Source organism: Pseudomonas sp. B21-012 (assembly GCF_024749305.1).
Taxonomy (GTDB): domain Bacteria; phylum Pseudomonadota; class Gammaproteobacteria; order Pseudomonadales; family Pseudomonadaceae; genus Aquipseudomonas.
In genome coordinates, this window is record NZ_CP087197.1 from 17,935 (window position 1) to 32,636 (window position 14,702).

15 protein-coding genes are annotated in these 14,702 nt (G+C 63.4%); 5 read left to right on the forward strand and 10 right to left on the reverse strand.

Annotated features, from left to right (window positions below):
• Positions 1 to 68 precede the first annotated feature (68 nt).
• The 4 genes from LOY37_RS00070 to glyQ all read right to left on the reverse strand — a co-directional run bounded on the left by LOY37_RS00070 (position 69) and on the right by glyQ (position 4,436).
• Positions 69 to 839, reverse strand: coding sequence for a 1-acyl-sn-glycerol-3-phosphate acyltransferase (locus tag LOY37_RS00070; protein ID WP_123567026.1), 771 nt, complete (start codon positions 837 to 839; stop codon positions 69 to 71).
• Positions 840 to 900: 61 nt separating this feature from the next.
• Positions 901 to 1,434 (reverse strand): D-glycero-beta-D-manno-heptose 1,7-bisphosphate 7-phosphatase, encoded by a 534-nt coding sequence (gene gmhB / locus LOY37_RS00075; protein WP_045199367.1) that lies wholly within the window; start codon positions 1,432 to 1,434, stop codon positions 901 to 903.
• A 3-nt stretch (positions 1,435 to 1,437) separates the two neighbouring features.
• A complete protein-coding gene (gene glyS / locus LOY37_RS00080; protein ID WP_045199365.1) occupies positions 1,438 to 3,492 on the reverse strand; it encodes a glycine--tRNA ligase subunit beta in 2,055 nt (684 codons plus the stop codon).
• Positions 3,489 to 4,436, reverse strand: coding sequence for a glycine--tRNA ligase subunit alpha (gene glyQ / locus LOY37_RS00085; RefSeq protein ID WP_045199646.1), 948 nt, complete (start codon positions 4,434 to 4,436; stop codon positions 3,489 to 3,491). The genes glyS and glyQ overlap by 4 nt, the downstream gene beginning before the upstream one ends.
• An 82-nt stretch (positions 4,437 to 4,518) precedes the next feature.
• Between glyQ and LOY37_RS00090 the strand changes: the two genes are divergently transcribed.
• Together LOY37_RS00090 and LOY37_RS00095 are read left to right on the forward strand one after the other, a co-directional pair.
• On the forward strand, positions 4,519 to 5,070 hold the full coding sequence (locus LOY37_RS00090; RefSeq protein WP_045199362.1) for a DNA-3-methyladenine glycosylase I: 552 nt from the start codon (positions 4,519 to 4,521) through the stop codon (positions 5,068 to 5,070).
• A 39-nt stretch (positions 5,071 to 5,109) separates the two neighbouring features.
• Entirely contained in the window at positions 5,110 to 5,997 is an 888-nt protein-coding gene (locus LOY37_RS00095) for a lysophospholipid acyltransferase (protein ID WP_093377718.1), read from the forward strand.
• Between the two features lie 75 nt (positions 5,998 to 6,072).
• Here LOY37_RS00095 and LOY37_RS00100 read toward each other — a convergent pair whose 3' ends face one another.
• From LOY37_RS00100 to def, 5 genes are read right to left on the reverse strand one after another with little or no spacing between them, the layout of a single operon-like run.
• Complete coding sequence (locus tag LOY37_RS00100) at positions 6,073 to 6,384, reverse strand: tetratricopeptide repeat protein (protein WP_213602828.1); 312 nt, start codon at positions 6,382 to 6,384, stop codon at positions 6,073 to 6,075.
• 13 nt (positions 6,385 to 6,397) lie between these two features.
• Positions 6,398 to 7,771 carry a Trk system potassium transporter TrkA gene (gene trkA, locus LOY37_RS00105; protein ID WP_010222685.1) on the reverse strand — a complete coding sequence of 458 codons (1,374 nt, stop codon included), beginning with the start codon at positions 7,769 to 7,771 and terminating at the stop codon, positions 6,398 to 6,400.
• A gap of 19 nt (positions 7,772 to 7,790) precedes the next feature.
• A complete protein-coding gene (gene rsmB / locus LOY37_RS00110; protein WP_258716093.1) occupies positions 7,791 to 9,101 on the reverse strand; it encodes a 16S rRNA (cytosine(967)-C(5))-methyltransferase RsmB in 1,311 nt (436 codons plus the stop codon).
• A complete protein-coding gene (fmt, locus tag LOY37_RS00115; protein WP_258716094.1) occupies positions 9,098 to 10,030 on the reverse strand; it encodes a methionyl-tRNA formyltransferase in 933 nt (310 codons plus the stop codon). Before fmt ends, rsmB begins: the two co-directional genes overlap by 4 nt.
• A gap of 57 nt (positions 10,031 to 10,087) precedes the next feature.
• Positions 10,088 to 10,594 carry a peptide deformylase gene (gene def / locus LOY37_RS00120; protein ID WP_038605133.1) on the reverse strand — a complete coding sequence of 169 codons (507 nt, stop codon included), beginning with the start codon at positions 10,592 to 10,594 and terminating at the stop codon, positions 10,088 to 10,090.
• 241 nt (positions 10,595 to 10,835) lie between these two features.
• Here def and dprA point away from each other — a divergent pair, with 241 nt between their 5' ends.
• Together dprA and LOY37_RS00130 are read left to right on the forward strand one after the other, a co-directional pair.
• Positions 10,836 to 11,936 (forward strand): DNA-processing protein DprA, encoded by a 1,101-nt coding sequence (dprA, locus tag LOY37_RS00125; protein ID WP_258716095.1) that lies wholly within the window; start codon positions 10,836 to 10,838, stop codon positions 11,934 to 11,936.
• A gap of 37 nt (positions 11,937 to 11,973) precedes the next feature.
• Entirely contained in the window at positions 11,974 to 12,531 is a 558-nt protein-coding gene (locus LOY37_RS00130; RefSeq protein ID WP_045200754.1) for an L-threonylcarbamoyladenylate synthase, read from the forward strand.
• Positions 12,532 to 12,621: 90 nt separating this feature from the next.
• On the opposite strand, the gene LOY37_RS00135 is transcribed toward LOY37_RS00130, so the two are convergent.
• Positions 12,622 to 13,599, reverse strand: coding sequence for an NADPH:quinone reductase (locus tag LOY37_RS00135; RefSeq protein ID WP_258716096.1), 978 nt, complete (start codon positions 13,597 to 13,599; stop codon positions 12,622 to 12,624).
• 131 nt (positions 13,600 to 13,730) lie between these two features.
• Here LOY37_RS00135 and hemF point away from each other — a divergent pair, with 131 nt between their 5' ends.
• Positions 13,731 to 14,657 (forward strand): oxygen-dependent coproporphyrinogen oxidase, encoded by a 927-nt coding sequence (hemF, locus tag LOY37_RS00140; protein WP_045200751.1) that lies wholly within the window; start codon positions 13,731 to 13,733, stop codon positions 14,655 to 14,657.
• The last annotated feature ends 45 nt before the right edge of the window (positions 14,658 to 14,702 follow it).

Sequence of the window (14,702 nt, forward strand, 5' to 3'; positions counted from 1 at the left end):
AAATTAATAACTTAGCGATTTTTTCGCTGAGAAATCCAAATACTGTACACAAGTTATCCACAGAACGGTCAGGCCACGCCCTGCGTCGCATTCGGCGCCGCTGCAGGCAGTGAGCCGAGCTCGCGCTGGGTCTGTTCATTCCAGGCTGCAGCACGATCGTTTAACTCGGCAATCGCCCGTGGGCCGCTGCCTTCGGCAAACATCGGGGCGCCAATTACCACCTCGATGGTGCCGGCACGTTTGCCCCAGCCCTGCTTGGGCCAGAACTTGCCGGCGTTGTGGGCGATCGGCAGTACCGGTAGGCCAGCGTTGACCGCCAACGCGGCCCCGCTGCGCGAGAACTTGCCAATCTGGCCGAACGGCACACGGGTGCCTTCGGGGAAGATCAGCACCCAGACATTCTCCTTGAGCAATTTATCGCCCTTGCTGGCGACTTGCTTCAAGGCTGCCTTGGGGTTATCGCGGTCAATGGCGATCGGCCGCAGCATGGCCATGGCCCAGCCGAAGAACGGCACGTACAGCAGTTCACGCTTGAGCACTTGGCTCAAGGGCGAGAAATAGGCGGAAAGGAAAAAGGTTTCCCAGGTGCTCTGGTGGTTAGAAAGGATCACACAGGGTTGCTTGGGGATGTTTTCAGCCCCGGTGACCTTGACCTTGATGTTGAGAAACACCCGTACCAACACCAGCGCAAAGCGGCACCAGTAGACGTTGATGAAGCGGTAGCGGGCGCTGAAAGGCAAAAACGGCGCGATAAAAAAGCTCAGGGTGCACCACAGCAAGGAGCTGGTACCCAGCAGCAGGTAAAAAAGAAAAATTCTGATCGCCTGCAAGATCGACATAGCGGCATGTACCGTTGCGGGCTTGCCCGCCTAGTAAAAGTGCGCCTGTTATGCAGACGCGCTATTTGTGGATAAGTTCTCTGGCGATGGCTGCCAGATCATCGAAAATCAGCGTGTTTTCTGGAATTCCCTTGCTCAGGGTCTTCTCGCCTTTTCCGGTTTTTACCAGAACTGGTTGAGCATCGACGGCCAAAGCGGCTTCCAGGTCACCCTTACTATCACCGACAAACCACACGCCGGTCAGATTCACGCCGTAGTGCGCGGCAATGGTGGTGAGCATGCCCGGCTTGGGTTTGCGGCAGGCGCAGCCCTCATCGGGCCCGTGCGGGCAATAGACGATCAGCCCGACCTCGCCGCCCTGCTCGGCCACCAGCGTGCGCAATTGCCCGTGCATGGCCTCGAGGGTCGGCAGGTCGTAGTAGCCACGGGCAATGCCGGACTGGTTGGTGGCAACCGCCACCGTCCAGCCGGCTTTGCTCAACTGCGCAATCGCTTCGATCGAACCCGGGATCGGAATCCACTCGTCCAGCGACTTGATGTAGGCGTCGGAGTCCTGGTTGATCACCCCGTCCCGATCGAGAATCAGCAGCTTCAAGACTTACCCCAGCAGCGAAATGTCGGCCACGCCCAGGAACAGACCGCGCAGGCGGCTGAGCAGGGCATAACGGTTGGCGCGGACATTGGCGTCGTCGGCATTGACCATCACCGCCTCGAAGAAGGCGTCGACCGGTTCACGCAAAGCGGCCAGGCGTGCCAGCGATTCGCTGTACTGGCGCGCCGCAGCCATTGGCTGAACGGCCTGGTCGGCTTGCTGGATCGCCGAGTACAGGGAGAACTCGTTGGCGTTGTCGAAGTACTTCGGCTCGACCGTGGTGGCGACAGCGCCTTCGGCCTTGCTAAGAAGGTTCGACACGCGCTTGTTCACCGCGGCCAGGGCAGCGGCTTCCGGCAGCTGGCGGAAGGCCTGTACGGCCTGCACGCGCTGGTCGAAGTCCAGGGCCGAGCCTGGCTTGAGGGCACGCACCGACAGGTAGGTGGCAACGTCAATGCCTTCGTCTTCGTAACGGGCACGCAGACGATCGAAGACGAATTCCAGCACCTGCTCGGCCAGGCCCGCAGCCTTGACCTTGGCACCAAACTGGCTGACGGCGAAGTTCACCGCTTCGTTCAGGTCCAGGTCCAGCTGCTTCTCGATCAGGATGCGCAGTACGCCCAGCGCTGCACGACGCAGGGCATAGGGGTCTTTGCTACCGGTCGGGAGCATGCCGATACCGAAGATACCGACCAGGGTGTCGAGCTTGTCGGCAATCGCCACGGCCGCGCCGGTCAGGGTCGACGGCAGTTCGGCACCGGCACCGCGCGGCATGTATTGCTCGTTCAGGGCCAGGGCGACGTCTTGCGGCTCGCCGTCGTTGAGGGCGTAGTAGTAACCGGCAACACCCTGCATTTCAGGGAATTCACCGACCATCTCGGTGGCCAGGTCGCACTTCGACAGCAAACCTGCACGCGCCGCGCGCTGGGCGTCGCCGCCGATGCGCTGGGCGATGAAGGCGGCCAGTTTGGCAACCCGCTCGGCCTTGTCGAAGACGCTGCCCAGCTGGGCCTGGAACACCACGTTCTGCAGGCGCTCGTTGAAGCTTTCCAGCGGCTGCTTCTTGTCTTGCTTGAAGAAGAACTCGGCGTCGGTCAGGCGCGGGCGCACGACCTTCTCGTTGCCTTCGACGATCTGCTTCGGATCGCGGCTCTCGACGTTGGCCACGGTGATGAAGCGCGGCAGCAGCTTGCCGTCGGCATCCAGCAGGCAGAAGTACTTCTGGTTGTCCTGCATGGTGGTGATCAGCGCTTCTTGCGGCACTTCCAGGAAGCGCTCTTCGAACGAGCACACCAGCGGCACAGGCCATTCAACCAGGGCGGTCACTTCATCGAGCAGGGCTGGCGGCACGATGGCGCTGCCTTCCTGCTGCAGGGCGAGTTCGGCGGTACGCTTGCTGATCAGCTCGCGGCGCTCGGCAAAATCGGCCAGCACGTAGGCCTTGCGCAGGTCTTCCTGGTAATTGGCCGGGGCGCTGATGCGCACGTTTTCCGGGTGGTGGAAGCGGTGGCCACGGGATTCGCGACCGGCTTTCTGCGCCAGCAAGGTGCAGTCGACCACCTCGTCACCGAGCAGCATCACCAGCCACTGGGTTGGACGCACGAACTCTTCCTTGCGCGCACCCCAGCGCATGCGCTTGGGGATCGGCAGGTCGTTGAGCGAGTCTTCGACGATGGTTGGCAGCAGGCTGGCGGTGGCCTTGCCCGGAATGTGCTGGGAGAAGCGCAGCTTGGCGCCGCTCTGGTCGATATCCGACAGCTCTACACCGCACTTCTTGGCAAAACCCAGGGCGGCCTGGGTCGGGTTGCCGTCAGCGTCGAAGGCGGCCTGACGCGGCGGGCCGTCGAGGTTGACGCTGCGGTCCGGCTGCTGGGTGTCGAGGTTGCGGATGAGTACGGCCAGGCGGCGCGGCGCGGCGAACACCTGCTTGTCGGTGTAGTTCAGGCCAGCGGCCTGCAGGCCTTTCTCGATACCGGCAAGGAAAGCGTCACCGAGGCTGCTCAGGGCCTTGGGTGGCAGTTCTTCGGTGCCCAGTTCAACCAGGAAATCTTGAGCACTCATTGTGCAGCCTCCAGCTTAGCCAACACTTCATCACGCAATTCAGGGGACGCCATCGGGAAGCCCAGCTTGGCGCGGGCTTGCAGGTAGCTCTGGGCCACGGCCCGGGCCAGGGTCCGTACGCGCAGGATGTAACGCTGACGCTCGGTCACCGAGATGGCGCGACGGGCATCGAGCAGGTTGAAGGTGTGCGAGGCCTTGAGGACCATTTCATAGGTCGGCAGCGGCAGTTCCAGCTCGATCAGGCGGTTGGCTTCGCTTTCGTAGAAGTCGAACAGTTCGAACAGCTTCTCGACGTTGGCGTGCTCGAAGTTGTAGGTCGACTGCTCCACTTCGTTCTGGTGGAACACGTCGCCGTAGGTCACCGTGCCGAACGGTCCGTCGGTCCAGATCAGGTCGTAGACCGAATCTACGCCTTGCAGGTACATGGCCAGGCGCTCCAGGCCGTAGGTGATTTCACCAGTGACCGGGAAGCATTCGATGCCGCCCACTTGCTGGAAGTAGGTGAACTGCGTGACTTCCATGCCGTTGAGCCAGATTTCCCAACCCAGACCCCAGGCGCCGAGGGTCGGCGATTCCCAGTTGTCTTCGACGAAACGGATGTCGTGCACCAGTGGGTCGAGGCCGATGGCTTTCAGCGAGCCCAGGTACAGTTCCTGGAAGTTCGCCGGGTTCGGCTTGAGGACCACCTGGAACTGATAGTAGTGCTGCAGGCGGTTCGGGTTTTCGCCATAACGGCCATCCGCCGGACGACGGCTAGGCTGCACATAGGCGGCGTTCCAGGTTTCCGGGCCGATGGCGCGCAGGAACGTGGCAGTATGGAAAGTGCCGGCGCCTACTTCCATATCGTAGGGCTGAAGCACCACACAACCTTGCTCGGCCCAGTAGTTCTGCAGGGCGAGGATCAAGTCTTGGAAGGTACGCACGGCTGGCGTAGGCTGGCTCACGAAATTCACCTGTTTCTAGGGCTGCGAATATAAAGAGCGGGAGTATAACCCGATTCGCGCAGGCCTCTACCCTTGGAGCCTTATGCCACGTTGCTTTTGGTGTACCGACGATCCGCTTTACCAGGCGTACCACGACCAGGAATGGGGCACGCCGCAGCGCGATCCGCGCCAGCTGTTCGAGATGCTCCTGCTCGAAGGCTTCCAGGCCGGGTTGTCGTGGATTACCGTGCTGAAAAAGCGCGAACGCTACCGCCAGGTGCTGTTCGGCTTCGACCCAGAGCGTCTGGCGCAGATGAGCGACGACGAAATTGAAGAGCGCATGCTTGATCCGGGCATCATCCGTAACCGCCTCAAGCTCAACGCCGCGCGGCGCAATGCGCGGGCCTGGCTGGCGCTGGAAAACCCCGGGCAATGGCTCTGGTCGTTCGTCGGCGGCGCGCCGAAGATCAATCATTTCGTCCAGCGCAGCGAGGTGCCGGCGGTCACCGACGAGGCCAAGGCAATGAGCAAGGCGCTGCAGAAAGCTGGCTTCACCTTTGTCGGACCGACCATTTGCTATGCCTTCATGCAGGCCACCGGCATGGTCATGGACCACACCACCGATTGTGATCGCTACGCCGCTCTGCTGCGCTGAGGGTTACAATGGCCGGCTTGCAGAAAGAGGAACCAGCCTGTGGATAAATTCAAGGGCGCCTTGATGGTCGGGGCGTTGCGGTTGTTTGCCAAGCTCCCTTGGGGCGCGGTACAGCGGGTCGGCGCGGCCATCGGCTGGATCATGTGGAAGGTGCCGAACAGTTCGCGCAACGTGGTGCGCATCAACCTGGCCAAATGCTTCCCGGAAATGGACCCGGTTGCCCGTGAGCAACTGGTGGGCCGGACCCTGATGGACATCGGCAAGTCCTTTACCGAAAGCGCCTGCGCCTGGATCTGGCCGGCCCAGCGTTCGCTCGACCTGGTGCGCGAGGTCGAAGGCCTGGAAGTGCTTGAGGCGGCCCTGGCCTCGGGCAAGGGCGTGGTTGGCATCACCAGCCACCTGGGCAATTGGGAAGTGCTCAACCACTTCTATTGCAGCCAGTGCAAACCGATCATTTTCTACCGCCCGCCCAAGCTCAAGGCGGTCGATGACCTGCTGCGCGAACAGCGCGTGCAATTGGGCAACCGCGTCGCGGCGTCGACCAAGGAAGGCATCCTGAGCATCATCAAGGAAGTGCGCAAAGGCGGTCAGGTGGGCATACCGGCCGACCCGGAGCCGGCCGAGTCGGCGGGTATCTTCGTGCCGTTCTTCGCCACCAAGGCGCTGACCAGCAAGTTCGTGCCGAACATGCTCGCTGGCGGCAAGGCGGTCGGGGTGTTCCTGCATGCCTTGCGCCTGCCGGATGGCTCGGGCTTCAAGGTCATCCTGGAAGCCGCGCCCGAGGCGATGTACAGCGAAGACACCGAGACCTCGGCGGCGGCCATGAGCCAGGTAGTCGAGCGCTATGTGCGGGCGTATCCGAGTCAGTACATGTGGAGCATGAAGCGCTTCAAGAAGCGCCCGCCGGGCGAGCCGCGCTGGTATTGAAAGCCCTATCGCGGGGCAAGCCCGCTCCCACAGTTATCCACAATCCCTGTAGGAGCGGGCTTGCCCCGCGATGGCTCAACCAGCCTTATCGAGCTTCTTCAGAAACACCGTCATCTCTTTCTCTGCCTGCTTGTCGCCGTGCGCGCGAGCCGCTTCCAGCCCCTGTTCCCAGGCCTTGCGCGCAGCTGCCAGGTCACCTTCGAGCTGATGCGCCTTGCCCAGCAGCTTCCACGCCGCCGAATACTTCGGGTCCTGCTCGACGCAGCGCTGTAAATGCACGGCCGCCTCGGCGCCGTTGCCTTCATCGAGCCAGGCCTTGCCCAGGCCAAAGCGCAACAGGGCGTTATCCACACCCTTGGCCAGCATCTTTTCCAGTGATTCGCGCATTCCAGCTCCCTCTTTAGAAGAAGCTCAACCCTACATGGAAGAGCTTCTCGACGTCACGGATGTACTTTTTATCCACAACGAAGAGGATCACGTGGTCGCCCGCTTCGATCACCGTGTCGTCATGGGCGATCAGCACTTCTTCGTCGCGGATGATTGCGCCGATGGTGGTGCCTGGTGGCAGGGCGATGTCTTCGATGGCCTTGCCGATTACCTTGCTCGACTTCGAGTCGCCATGGGCGATCGCCTCGATGGCCTCGGCCGCACCGCGGCGCAGTGAGTGCACGCTGACGATATCGCCGCGGCGCACGTGGGCCAGCAAGGTGCCGATGGTGGCCAGCTGCGGGCTGATGGCGATGTCGATTTCGCCGCCCTGGACCAGGTCGACGTAGGCCGGGTTGTTGATGATGGTCATCACCTTGCGCGCGCCCAGGCGCTTGGCCAGCAGCGAGGACATGATGTTGGCTTCGTCGTCGTTGGTCAGGGCCAGGAAGATGTCGGCTTCGGCGATGTTCTCTTCAAGCATCAGGTCGCGGTCCGAGGCACTGCCCTGCAACACCACGGTGCTTTCCAGGGTGTCGGACAGGTGCCGGCAACGGGCCGGGTTCATCTCGATGATTTTCACCTGGTAGCGGCTTTCGATAGCCTCGGCCAGGCGCTCGCCGATCTGCCCGCCGCCGGCGATGACCACGCGCTTGTTGGTTTCGTCGATGCGCCGCAACTCACCCATCACCGCGCGGATGTGCGCCTTGGCGGCAATGAAAAACACTTCGTCGTCGGCTTCGATGACCGTGTCGCCTTGCGGCAGGATCGGCCGGTCGCGGCGGAAGATCGCCGCTACGCGGGTGTCGACATTGGGCATGTGCGCGCGGATCTGGCGCAATTGCTGGCCCACCAGCGGCCCGCCGTAGTAGGCCTTGACGGCTACCAGCTGGGCCTTGCCCTCGGCGAAGTCGATCACCTGCAGGGCGCCGGGGTGTTCGATCAGGCGCTTGATGTAGTGGGTGACCACCTGCTCGGGGCTGATCAGCACGTCGACCGGAATGGCGTCGTTGTCGAACAGCCCGGCGCGGGTCAGGTAGGCCGATTCGCGCACCCGGGCGATCTTGGTCGGGGTGTGGAACAGGGTATGGGCAACCTGGCAGGCGACCATGTTGGTCTCGTCGCTGTTGGTGACCGCCACCAGCATGTCGGCATCGTCGGCGCCGGCCTGGCGCAGCACGGTCGGGAAGGAGGCGCGGCCCTGCACGGTACGGATGTCGAGGCGGTCGCCGAGGTCGCGCAGGCGGTCGCCATCGGTGTCGACCACGGTGATATCGTTGGCTTCGCTGGCCAGGTGTTCAGCCAGCGTGCCGCCGACCTGCCCTGCGCCGAGGATGATGATCTTCATCCGCTGTTCCTTTCTCTTGTTATCCGCGCGCGGCGGCGATTTTGATCAGCTTGGCATAGTAGAAGCCGTCGTGTCCGCCTGCCTGGGCCAGCAACTGGCGGCCATGGGGCTGGCGGATACCGGCCTGGGTCGCCAGGTCCAGCTCACGGGCGCCGGGAGTGCGGGCGAGGAAGGCCTCGATCACTTCGGTGTTTTCCGTCGGCAGCGTCGAGCAGGTGGCGTAAAGCAGGATGCCGCCGACCTCAAGGGTTGGCCACAGGGCGTCAAGCAGCTCGCCTTGCAGGCTGGCCAGGGCGGCAATGTCATCGGCCTGGCGGGTCAGCTTGATGTCCGGATGGCGGCGGATTACGCCGGTGGCCGAGCACGGCGCGTCGAGCAGGATGCGCTGGAAGCCCTTGCCGTCCCACCAGCTGGCGGTGTCGCGGGCGTCGCAGGCGATCAACTGGGCGTCGAGGCCGAGACGATCGAGGTTCTCGCGCACGCGGGTCAGGCGCTTGGCCTCCAGGTCGATGGCGACCACGGCGTCGAGCCCGGCCTGGGCTTCGAGCAGATGGCAGGTCTTGCCGCCCGGGGCGCAGCAGGCGTCGAGCACGCGCTGGCCGGGGGCCAGGTCGAGCAAGTCGGCGGCCAGTTGTGCGGCTTCGTCCTGGACGCTGATCCAGCCCTGGTCGAAACCGGGCAGGCCACGTACATCGCAGGCTTCAGCGAGCAAGATGCCGTCGCCGCTGAACTGGCACGGCGCCGCTTCAAGGCCGGCTTCACCCAGCAGTTCGAGGTAGGCATCGCGGCTGTGATGGCGTCGGTTGACCCGCAGGATCATCGGCGGGTGGGCATTGTTGGCGACGCAGATGGCCTCCCACTGCTCGGGCCAGAACGCCTTGAGCGACTTTTGCAGCCAGCGCGGGTGCGCGGTGCGCACGACCGGGTCGCGCTCAAGCTCGGCGAAGATATCGCCGCTTTCGCGTTGCGCACGGCGCAGCACGGCGTTGAGCAAACCCTTGGCCCAGGGCTTTTTCAGCTTGTCGGCGCAGCCGACGGTCTCGCCGATGGCGGCGTGGGCGGGGATGCGCGTGTAGAGCAACTGGTACAGGCCGACCAGCAGCAGCGCCTCGACGTCGGCATCGGCGGCCTTGAACGGTTTTTGCAGCAGGCGTTCGGCCAGGGCCGACAGCCGTGGCTGCCAGCGCGCAGTGCCGAAGGCCAGGTCCTGGGTCAGGCCACGGTCACGCACTTCGACCTTGTCCAGCTGGCTTGGCAGCGAGCTGTTCAGCGACGCCTTGCCACTGAGTACTGCCGCCAGGGCGCGGGCGGCTGCCAGACGTGGATTCATTGGCCAAGCACCGTGCCGGTGGTGAATTTCTCGCGGCGGCTGTTGAACAGGTCGCTGAAGTTCAGCGCCTTGCCACCCGGTAATTGCAGGCGGGTCAGGCACAGCGCCTGCTCGCCGCAGGCGACGATCAGGCCGTCCTTGCTGGCAGAGAGCATTTCACCCGGGTTGCCGGAGCCTGTGGATAAGTTCGCGCCGAGCACCTTAAGCGCTTCACCGTTGAGGGTGCTGTGGCAGATCGGCCACGGGTTGAAGGCGCGAATCAGGCGCTCCAGCTCAACGGCCGGGCGGCTCCAGTCCAGGCGCGCTTCGTCCTTGTTCAGCTTGTGTGCATAAGTGGCCAGGCTGTCGTCCTGGACTTCACCCTGCAAGGTGCCCGCGGCGAGACCGGCAACGGCTTCGAGCACGGCCGGCGGGCCCATTTCGGCCAGGCGGTCGTGCAAGCTGCCACCCGTGTCGTTGGCGCTGATCGGGGTGTTGACCTTGAGCAGCATTGGCCCGGTGTCCAGGCCCGCTTCCATGCGCATCACGGTGACGCCGCTTTCGCTGTCACCGGCTTCGACCGCGCGCTGGATCGGCGCGGCGCCACGCCAGCGCGGCAGCAGCGAGGCGTGGCTGTTGATGCAGCCCAGGCGCGGAATATCCAGCACCGCCTGGGGCAGGATCAGGCCATAGGCGACCACTACCATCAGGTCCGGCTTGAGCGCCGCCAGCTCCGCTTGGGCCTCGGCATTGCGCAGGGTCGCTGGTTGCAGCACCGCAATGGCGTTATCCACAGCCAGTTGCTTGACCGCGCTGGGCATCAGTTTTTGCCCACGACCGGCCGGACGGTCCGGTTGGGTGTAGACCGCTACCACTTCATAGGGGCTGGCGATCAGGGCCTTGAGGTGTTCGGCGGCAAACTCTGGGGTGCCTGCGAAGACAATGCGCATGGAGTTCTCGCTTTAAAAGAAAAAGGCTTGCCGGAGCAAGCCTTTGGGAAGAGCAGATCAAGCTTGCTGGCGATGCTGTTTTTCCAGCTTCTTCTTGATCCGGTCGCGTTTGAGCGTCGACAGGTAATCAACGAACAGCTTGCCGTTGAGGTGATCGCATTCGTGCTGGATGCACACCGCCAGCAGGCCTTCGGCGATCAGCTCGTACGGCTTGCCGTCGCGGTCCAGCGCCTTGACCTTGACCCGCACCGGGCGGTCGACGTTCTCGTAGAAGCCGGGCACCGACAGGCAGCCTTCCTGATACTGGTCCATTTCGTCGGTCAGCATCTCGAGCTCGGGGTTGATGAACACCCGTGGCTCGCTGCGATCTTCGCTCAGGTCCATGACCACGATGCGCTTGTGCACGTTGATCTGGGTAGCGGCAAGGCCGATGCCAGGGGCTTCGTACATGGTTTCAAACATGTCATCGATCAACTGGCGAACGCCGTCGTCGACTTCGGTCACCGGCTTGGCGATGGTGCGAAGGCGCGGGTCCGGGAATTCGAGGATGTTCAGAATGGCCATAAGCGTATGAGCTGCACTGTGCGATGAATTACAAACATGAGTACACATAATAAAGGGATTCGGCGCATTCGGCACCTGGCAAAGGTCAGCTAAGGTTTCAGGGTGCTTTTCCACCCATGGCGCCAAGCCTGAAAGAATGCCGCCGAGGGAAATCCGTCAACCGGTTGTCAAAGTATTATCAACAGAGTTATCCACAGCTTGTTCACGGCTGGCCCAAGCTTTCCGATCAAGGATGATCGTCATGTCGCAACCCTTATCGCCGGCGTGTTCTCCCGCCGAACTCGAAGCGCGATTGCGCCTTCACTTGCTGCCGTCCCTAGGGCCGCGGCGTTTTCACACATTGATCCAGGCCTTTGGCAATGCCTCGGCAGCGCTCAGTGCGCCGGCCACGGCCTGGCGTACGCTGGGCGTACCCGCAGACAGCAGCGATGCCCGGCGCAGCCTTGAAGTACGCGAAGGCGCCGCCGCGGCAATGCGCTGGCTAGAGGCCCGCGACCAGCATTTACTGATGTGGGACGACCCTGGCTATCCAGGTTTGCTGGCGGAGCTGGGCGACGCCCCGCCGCTGCTGTTCATCGCCGGCAACCCGGCGATTCTGGAAAAACCCCAGCTGGCGATCGTCGGCAGCCGCAGGGCATCGAGGCCGGCGCTCGATACGGCTGCGGCCTTCTCGCGCAGCCTCGCTCGGGGTGGTTTTGTCATTACCAGCGGCCTGGCCCTGGGCGTCGATGGCGCCGCGCACCAGGCTGCCCTGGACGCTGGCGGGCAGACCATCGGCGTGCTCGGCACAGGGCTGCAAAAACTTTATCCACAGCGGCACAGAGCGCTGGCGGCGGCGATGATCGAGCAAGGTAGCGCGGTGGTCTCCGAGTTTCCGCTGGATGCCGGGCCCGTTGCGGGCAACTTTCCCCGGCGTAACCGGATCATCAGTGGCCTGTCGCTGGGTGTATTGGTGGTCGAGGCGAGCCTTGCCAGTGGCTCGCTGATCACCGCGCGTTTGGCGGCCGAGCAAGGCCGCGAGGTATATGCCATTCCGGGTTCGATTCATCACCCGGGATCCAAGGGGTGTCACCAGTTGATTCGCGACGGCGCCTTGCTGGTGGAGACTGTCGATCAGATCGTCGAAACCCTGCAGGGTTGGCAACGCTTGCCGCCGTTGCAGGTGGACGCCATTGCCGGCCATGAACTGGTCGATCTGTTGCTGGCCGCACCGCAAACTACCGAGGGCCTGGCCAGCAGCAGCGGCTGGCCGTTGCCCCGGGTGCTGGCGGCGCTGACCGAGCTGGAACTGGCTGGAAGGGTCTGTAGTGAAGCCGGGCGTTGGTTTGCCCGGCCCGGCTAAGTACACTGCTCATCTGCCTTTATGCGGAGTGAAAACAATGGTGAGCAGTTGGCGTGTGCAACAAGCCGCGCGTGAAATTCGGGCCGGTGCGGTGATTGCCTATCCGACCGAGGCGGTCTGGGGCCTGGGCTGTGACCCATGGAACGAAGAGGCGGTGGATCGCCTGCTGGCGATCAAGTCGCGTTCGGTCGATAAGGGTCTGATCCTGATCGCCGACAATATCCGCCAGTTCGACTTCCTTTTCGAGGATTTCCCTGAAACCTGGCTCGACCGCATGTCTGCCACCTGGCCGGGGCCGAACACCTGGCTGGTGCCACATCAGAACCTGCTGCCCGAGTGGATAACCGGGGTGCACGACACCGTGGCGTTGCGCGTTAGCGATCACCCGGTGGTACGTGACCTTTGTGCATTGGTCGGCCCGCTGATTTCCACTTCAGCCAACCCGCAAGGTCGCCCGGCAGCCAAGACCCGCTTGCGCGTCGAGCAGTACTTCCGTGGACAGTTGGACCTGGTGCTCGGTGGCGCTTTGGGCGGGCGGCGTAACCCGAGTGTGATTCGCGATTTGGCGAGCGGTGAGGTTGTGCGGGCTGGTTGAGGCCAATCGCGGGACAAGTCGGGTCGCCGCACCGCCGCTCCTAGCGACTGTGTAGGAGCGGGCTTGTCCCGCGATCAATTCACCACTGTTTCAAGGCAGCAACACCGTCGACCCCACTGTCCTGCGCGCCGACAGCTCGCTCTGCGCCTTGGCCGCCTCGCTCAGTGGATAACGCTGGTGGATATCCACAGCCAGCTTGCCGCTGGCGATCATCGCAAACAGGTCGTCGGCCATGGCCTGGGTGTTCTCGGCGTTGTTGGCGTAGCTGGCCAGGGTTGGCCGGGTGACATACAGCGAGCCCTTCTGCGCCAGTATTCCCAGATTAACCCCGCTCACCGCCCCTGAGGCATTGCCGAAGCTGACCATCAGCCCGCGCGGCGCCAGGCAGTCCAGTGAGGTCAGCCAGGTGTCCTGGCCAACGCCGTCGTACACCACCGGGCATTTCTTGCCGTCGGTCAGCTCCAGCACTCGCTGGGCGACGTCTTCCCGGCTGTAGTCGATGGTTGCCCATGCGCCCAGGGCCTTGGCCCGCTCGGCTTTCTCGGCAGAACTGACAGTACCGATCAACCTGGCGCCCAGGGCTTTGGCCCATTGGCAGGCCAGGGAACCGACGCCACCGGCGGCGGCGTGGAACAAAATGGTCTCGCCCGGCTGCACTGCGTAGGTCTGCTTGAGCAGGTACTGCACGGTCAGGCCCTTGAGCATCACCGCCGCCGCCTGCTCAAAGCTGATGCTGTCGGGGAGTTTGACCAGATTGGCTTCGGGCAGCACGTGCACTTCGCTGTAGGCTCCGAGCGGGCCGCCGGCGTAGGCGACGCGATCGCCAACCTTGAGCCGGCTGACCTGCTCGCCTACCGCCTCGACCACTCCGGCGCCTTCGGTACCCAGCCCGGAGGGCAGCGACGGCGGAGCATAGAGGCCGCTGCGAAAGTAGGTGTCGATGAAGTTCAGGCCGATCGCCTGGTTTCGCACGCGAACCTGCAGCGGGCCGGGCGCTGCCGGCTCGAAGTCGACCAGGGTCAGGACTTCGGGGCCGCCATGCTGGCTGAACTGGATACGCTTGGCCATCTGCACTCTCCTGAAGCTAGCGGGAAAACCCCTATCGGACGCCTTTGCTTGATCGCCGTCAACTGCGGCCGGCCCGCCGCCGGTGGTATGCTACGCGCCGAATTTGCCTTAGCCCGCTTCCAGGTGACCTGATGACTAGCCGCACCGAGGCCGTGAAAGCCTACCTGCTCGACCTGCAAGACCGTATCTGCACCGCCCTCGAAAACGAAGACGGTGGCGCCCGCTTTGTCGAGGACGCCTGGACGCGTGAGGCCGGCGGTGGCGGGCGGACCCGGGTGATCGGCGACGGCAAGGTCATCGAAAAAGGCGGGGTGAACTTCTCCCACGTATTCGGCAGCGGTTTGCCGCCGTCGGCCAGTGCTCATCGACCAGAACTGGCCGGGCGCGGTTTCGAAGCCCTGGGGGTGTCGCTGGTGATCCACCCGCACAACCCGCATGTGCCGACTTCCCACGCTAACGTGCGGTTTTTCATCGCCGAGAAAGAAGGCGAAGAAGCGGTTTGGTGGTTTGGCGGCGGCTTCGACCTGACCCCCTACTACGGCAACGAAGAAGACTGCGTGCACTGGCACCAGGTCGCCGAGCGCGCCTGTGCGCCGTTCGGTGCCGATGTTTATCCGCGCTACAAGGCCTGGTGCGACCGTTATTTTCACCTCAAGCACCGTGGCGAGCCTCGCGGCATCGGCGGTCTGTTCTTCGATGACCTCAACGAGTGGGACTTCGACACCTGCTTCGCTTTCATCCGCGCCATCGGCGATGCCTATGTCGAGGCCTACCTGCCAATCATCCAGCGCCGTAAAGACCAGCCCTATAGCGCCGAGCAGCGTGAGTTCCAGGAATACCGACGCGGCCGTTATGTTGAGTTCAACCTGGTTTACGATCGTGGCACGCTGTTCGGCCTGCAATCGGGCGGACGTACCGAATCGATCCTCATGTCGCTGCCACCGCAGGTGCGTTGGGGGTACGATTGGAAGGCCGCGCCAGGCAGCGAAGAAGCGCGCCTGACCGAGTATTTCCTGCAGGACCGTGACTGGCTTGGTGAGGCCAAGGCCAGCCACTGAGCCGTTGTGGATAACTTTCCGGCCCTGCCCGACCTTGACCCAGGA

Excerpts from the sequence above, each read along its gene's own strand:
- def (WP_038605133.1), bottom strand. The coding sequence starts at position 10,594 with ATGGCCATTCTGAACATCCTCGAATTCCCGGACCCGCGCCTTCGCACC.
- fmt (WP_258716094.1), bottom strand. The coding sequence starts at position 10,030 with ATGCGCATTGTCTTCGCAGGCACCCCAGAGTTTGCCGCCGAACACCTC.
- LOY37_RS00135 (WP_258716096.1), bottom strand. The coding sequence starts at position 13,599 with ATGGCCAAGCGTATCCAGTTCAGCCAGCATGGCGGCCCCGAAGTCCTG.
- dprA (WP_258716095.1), top strand. The coding sequence starts at position 10,836 with ATGTCGCAACCCTTATCGCCGGCGTGTTCTCCCGCCGAACTCGAAGCG.
- trkA (WP_010222685.1), bottom strand. The coding sequence starts at position 7,771 with ATGAAGATCATCATCCTCGGCGCAGGGCAGGTCGGCGGCACGCTGGCT.
- glyS (WP_045199365.1), bottom strand. The coding sequence starts at position 3,492 with ATGAGTGCTCAAGATTTCCTGGTTGAACTGGGCACCGAAGAACTGCCA.
- LOY37_RS00100 (WP_213602828.1), bottom strand. The coding sequence starts at position 6,384 with ATGCGCGAATCACTGGAAAAGATGCTGGCCAAGGGTGTGGATAACGCC.
- rsmB (WP_258716093.1), bottom strand. The coding sequence starts at position 9,101 with ATGAATCCACGTCTGGCAGCCGCCCGCGCCCTGGCGGCAGTACTCAGT.
- LOY37_RS00070 (WP_123567026.1), bottom strand. The coding sequence starts at position 839 with ATGTCGATCTTGCAGGCGATCAGAATTTTTCTTTTTTACCTGCTGCTG.
- hemF (WP_045200751.1), top strand. The coding sequence starts at position 13,731 with ATGACTAGCCGCACCGAGGCCGTGAAAGCCTACCTGCTCGACCTGCAA.
- LOY37_RS00090 (WP_045199362.1), top strand. The coding sequence starts at position 4,519 with ATGCCACGTTGCTTTTGGTGTACCGACGATCCGCTTTACCAGGCGTAC.
- LOY37_RS00130 (WP_045200754.1), top strand. The coding sequence starts at position 11,974 with ATGGTGAGCAGTTGGCGTGTGCAACAAGCCGCGCGTGAAATTCGGGCC.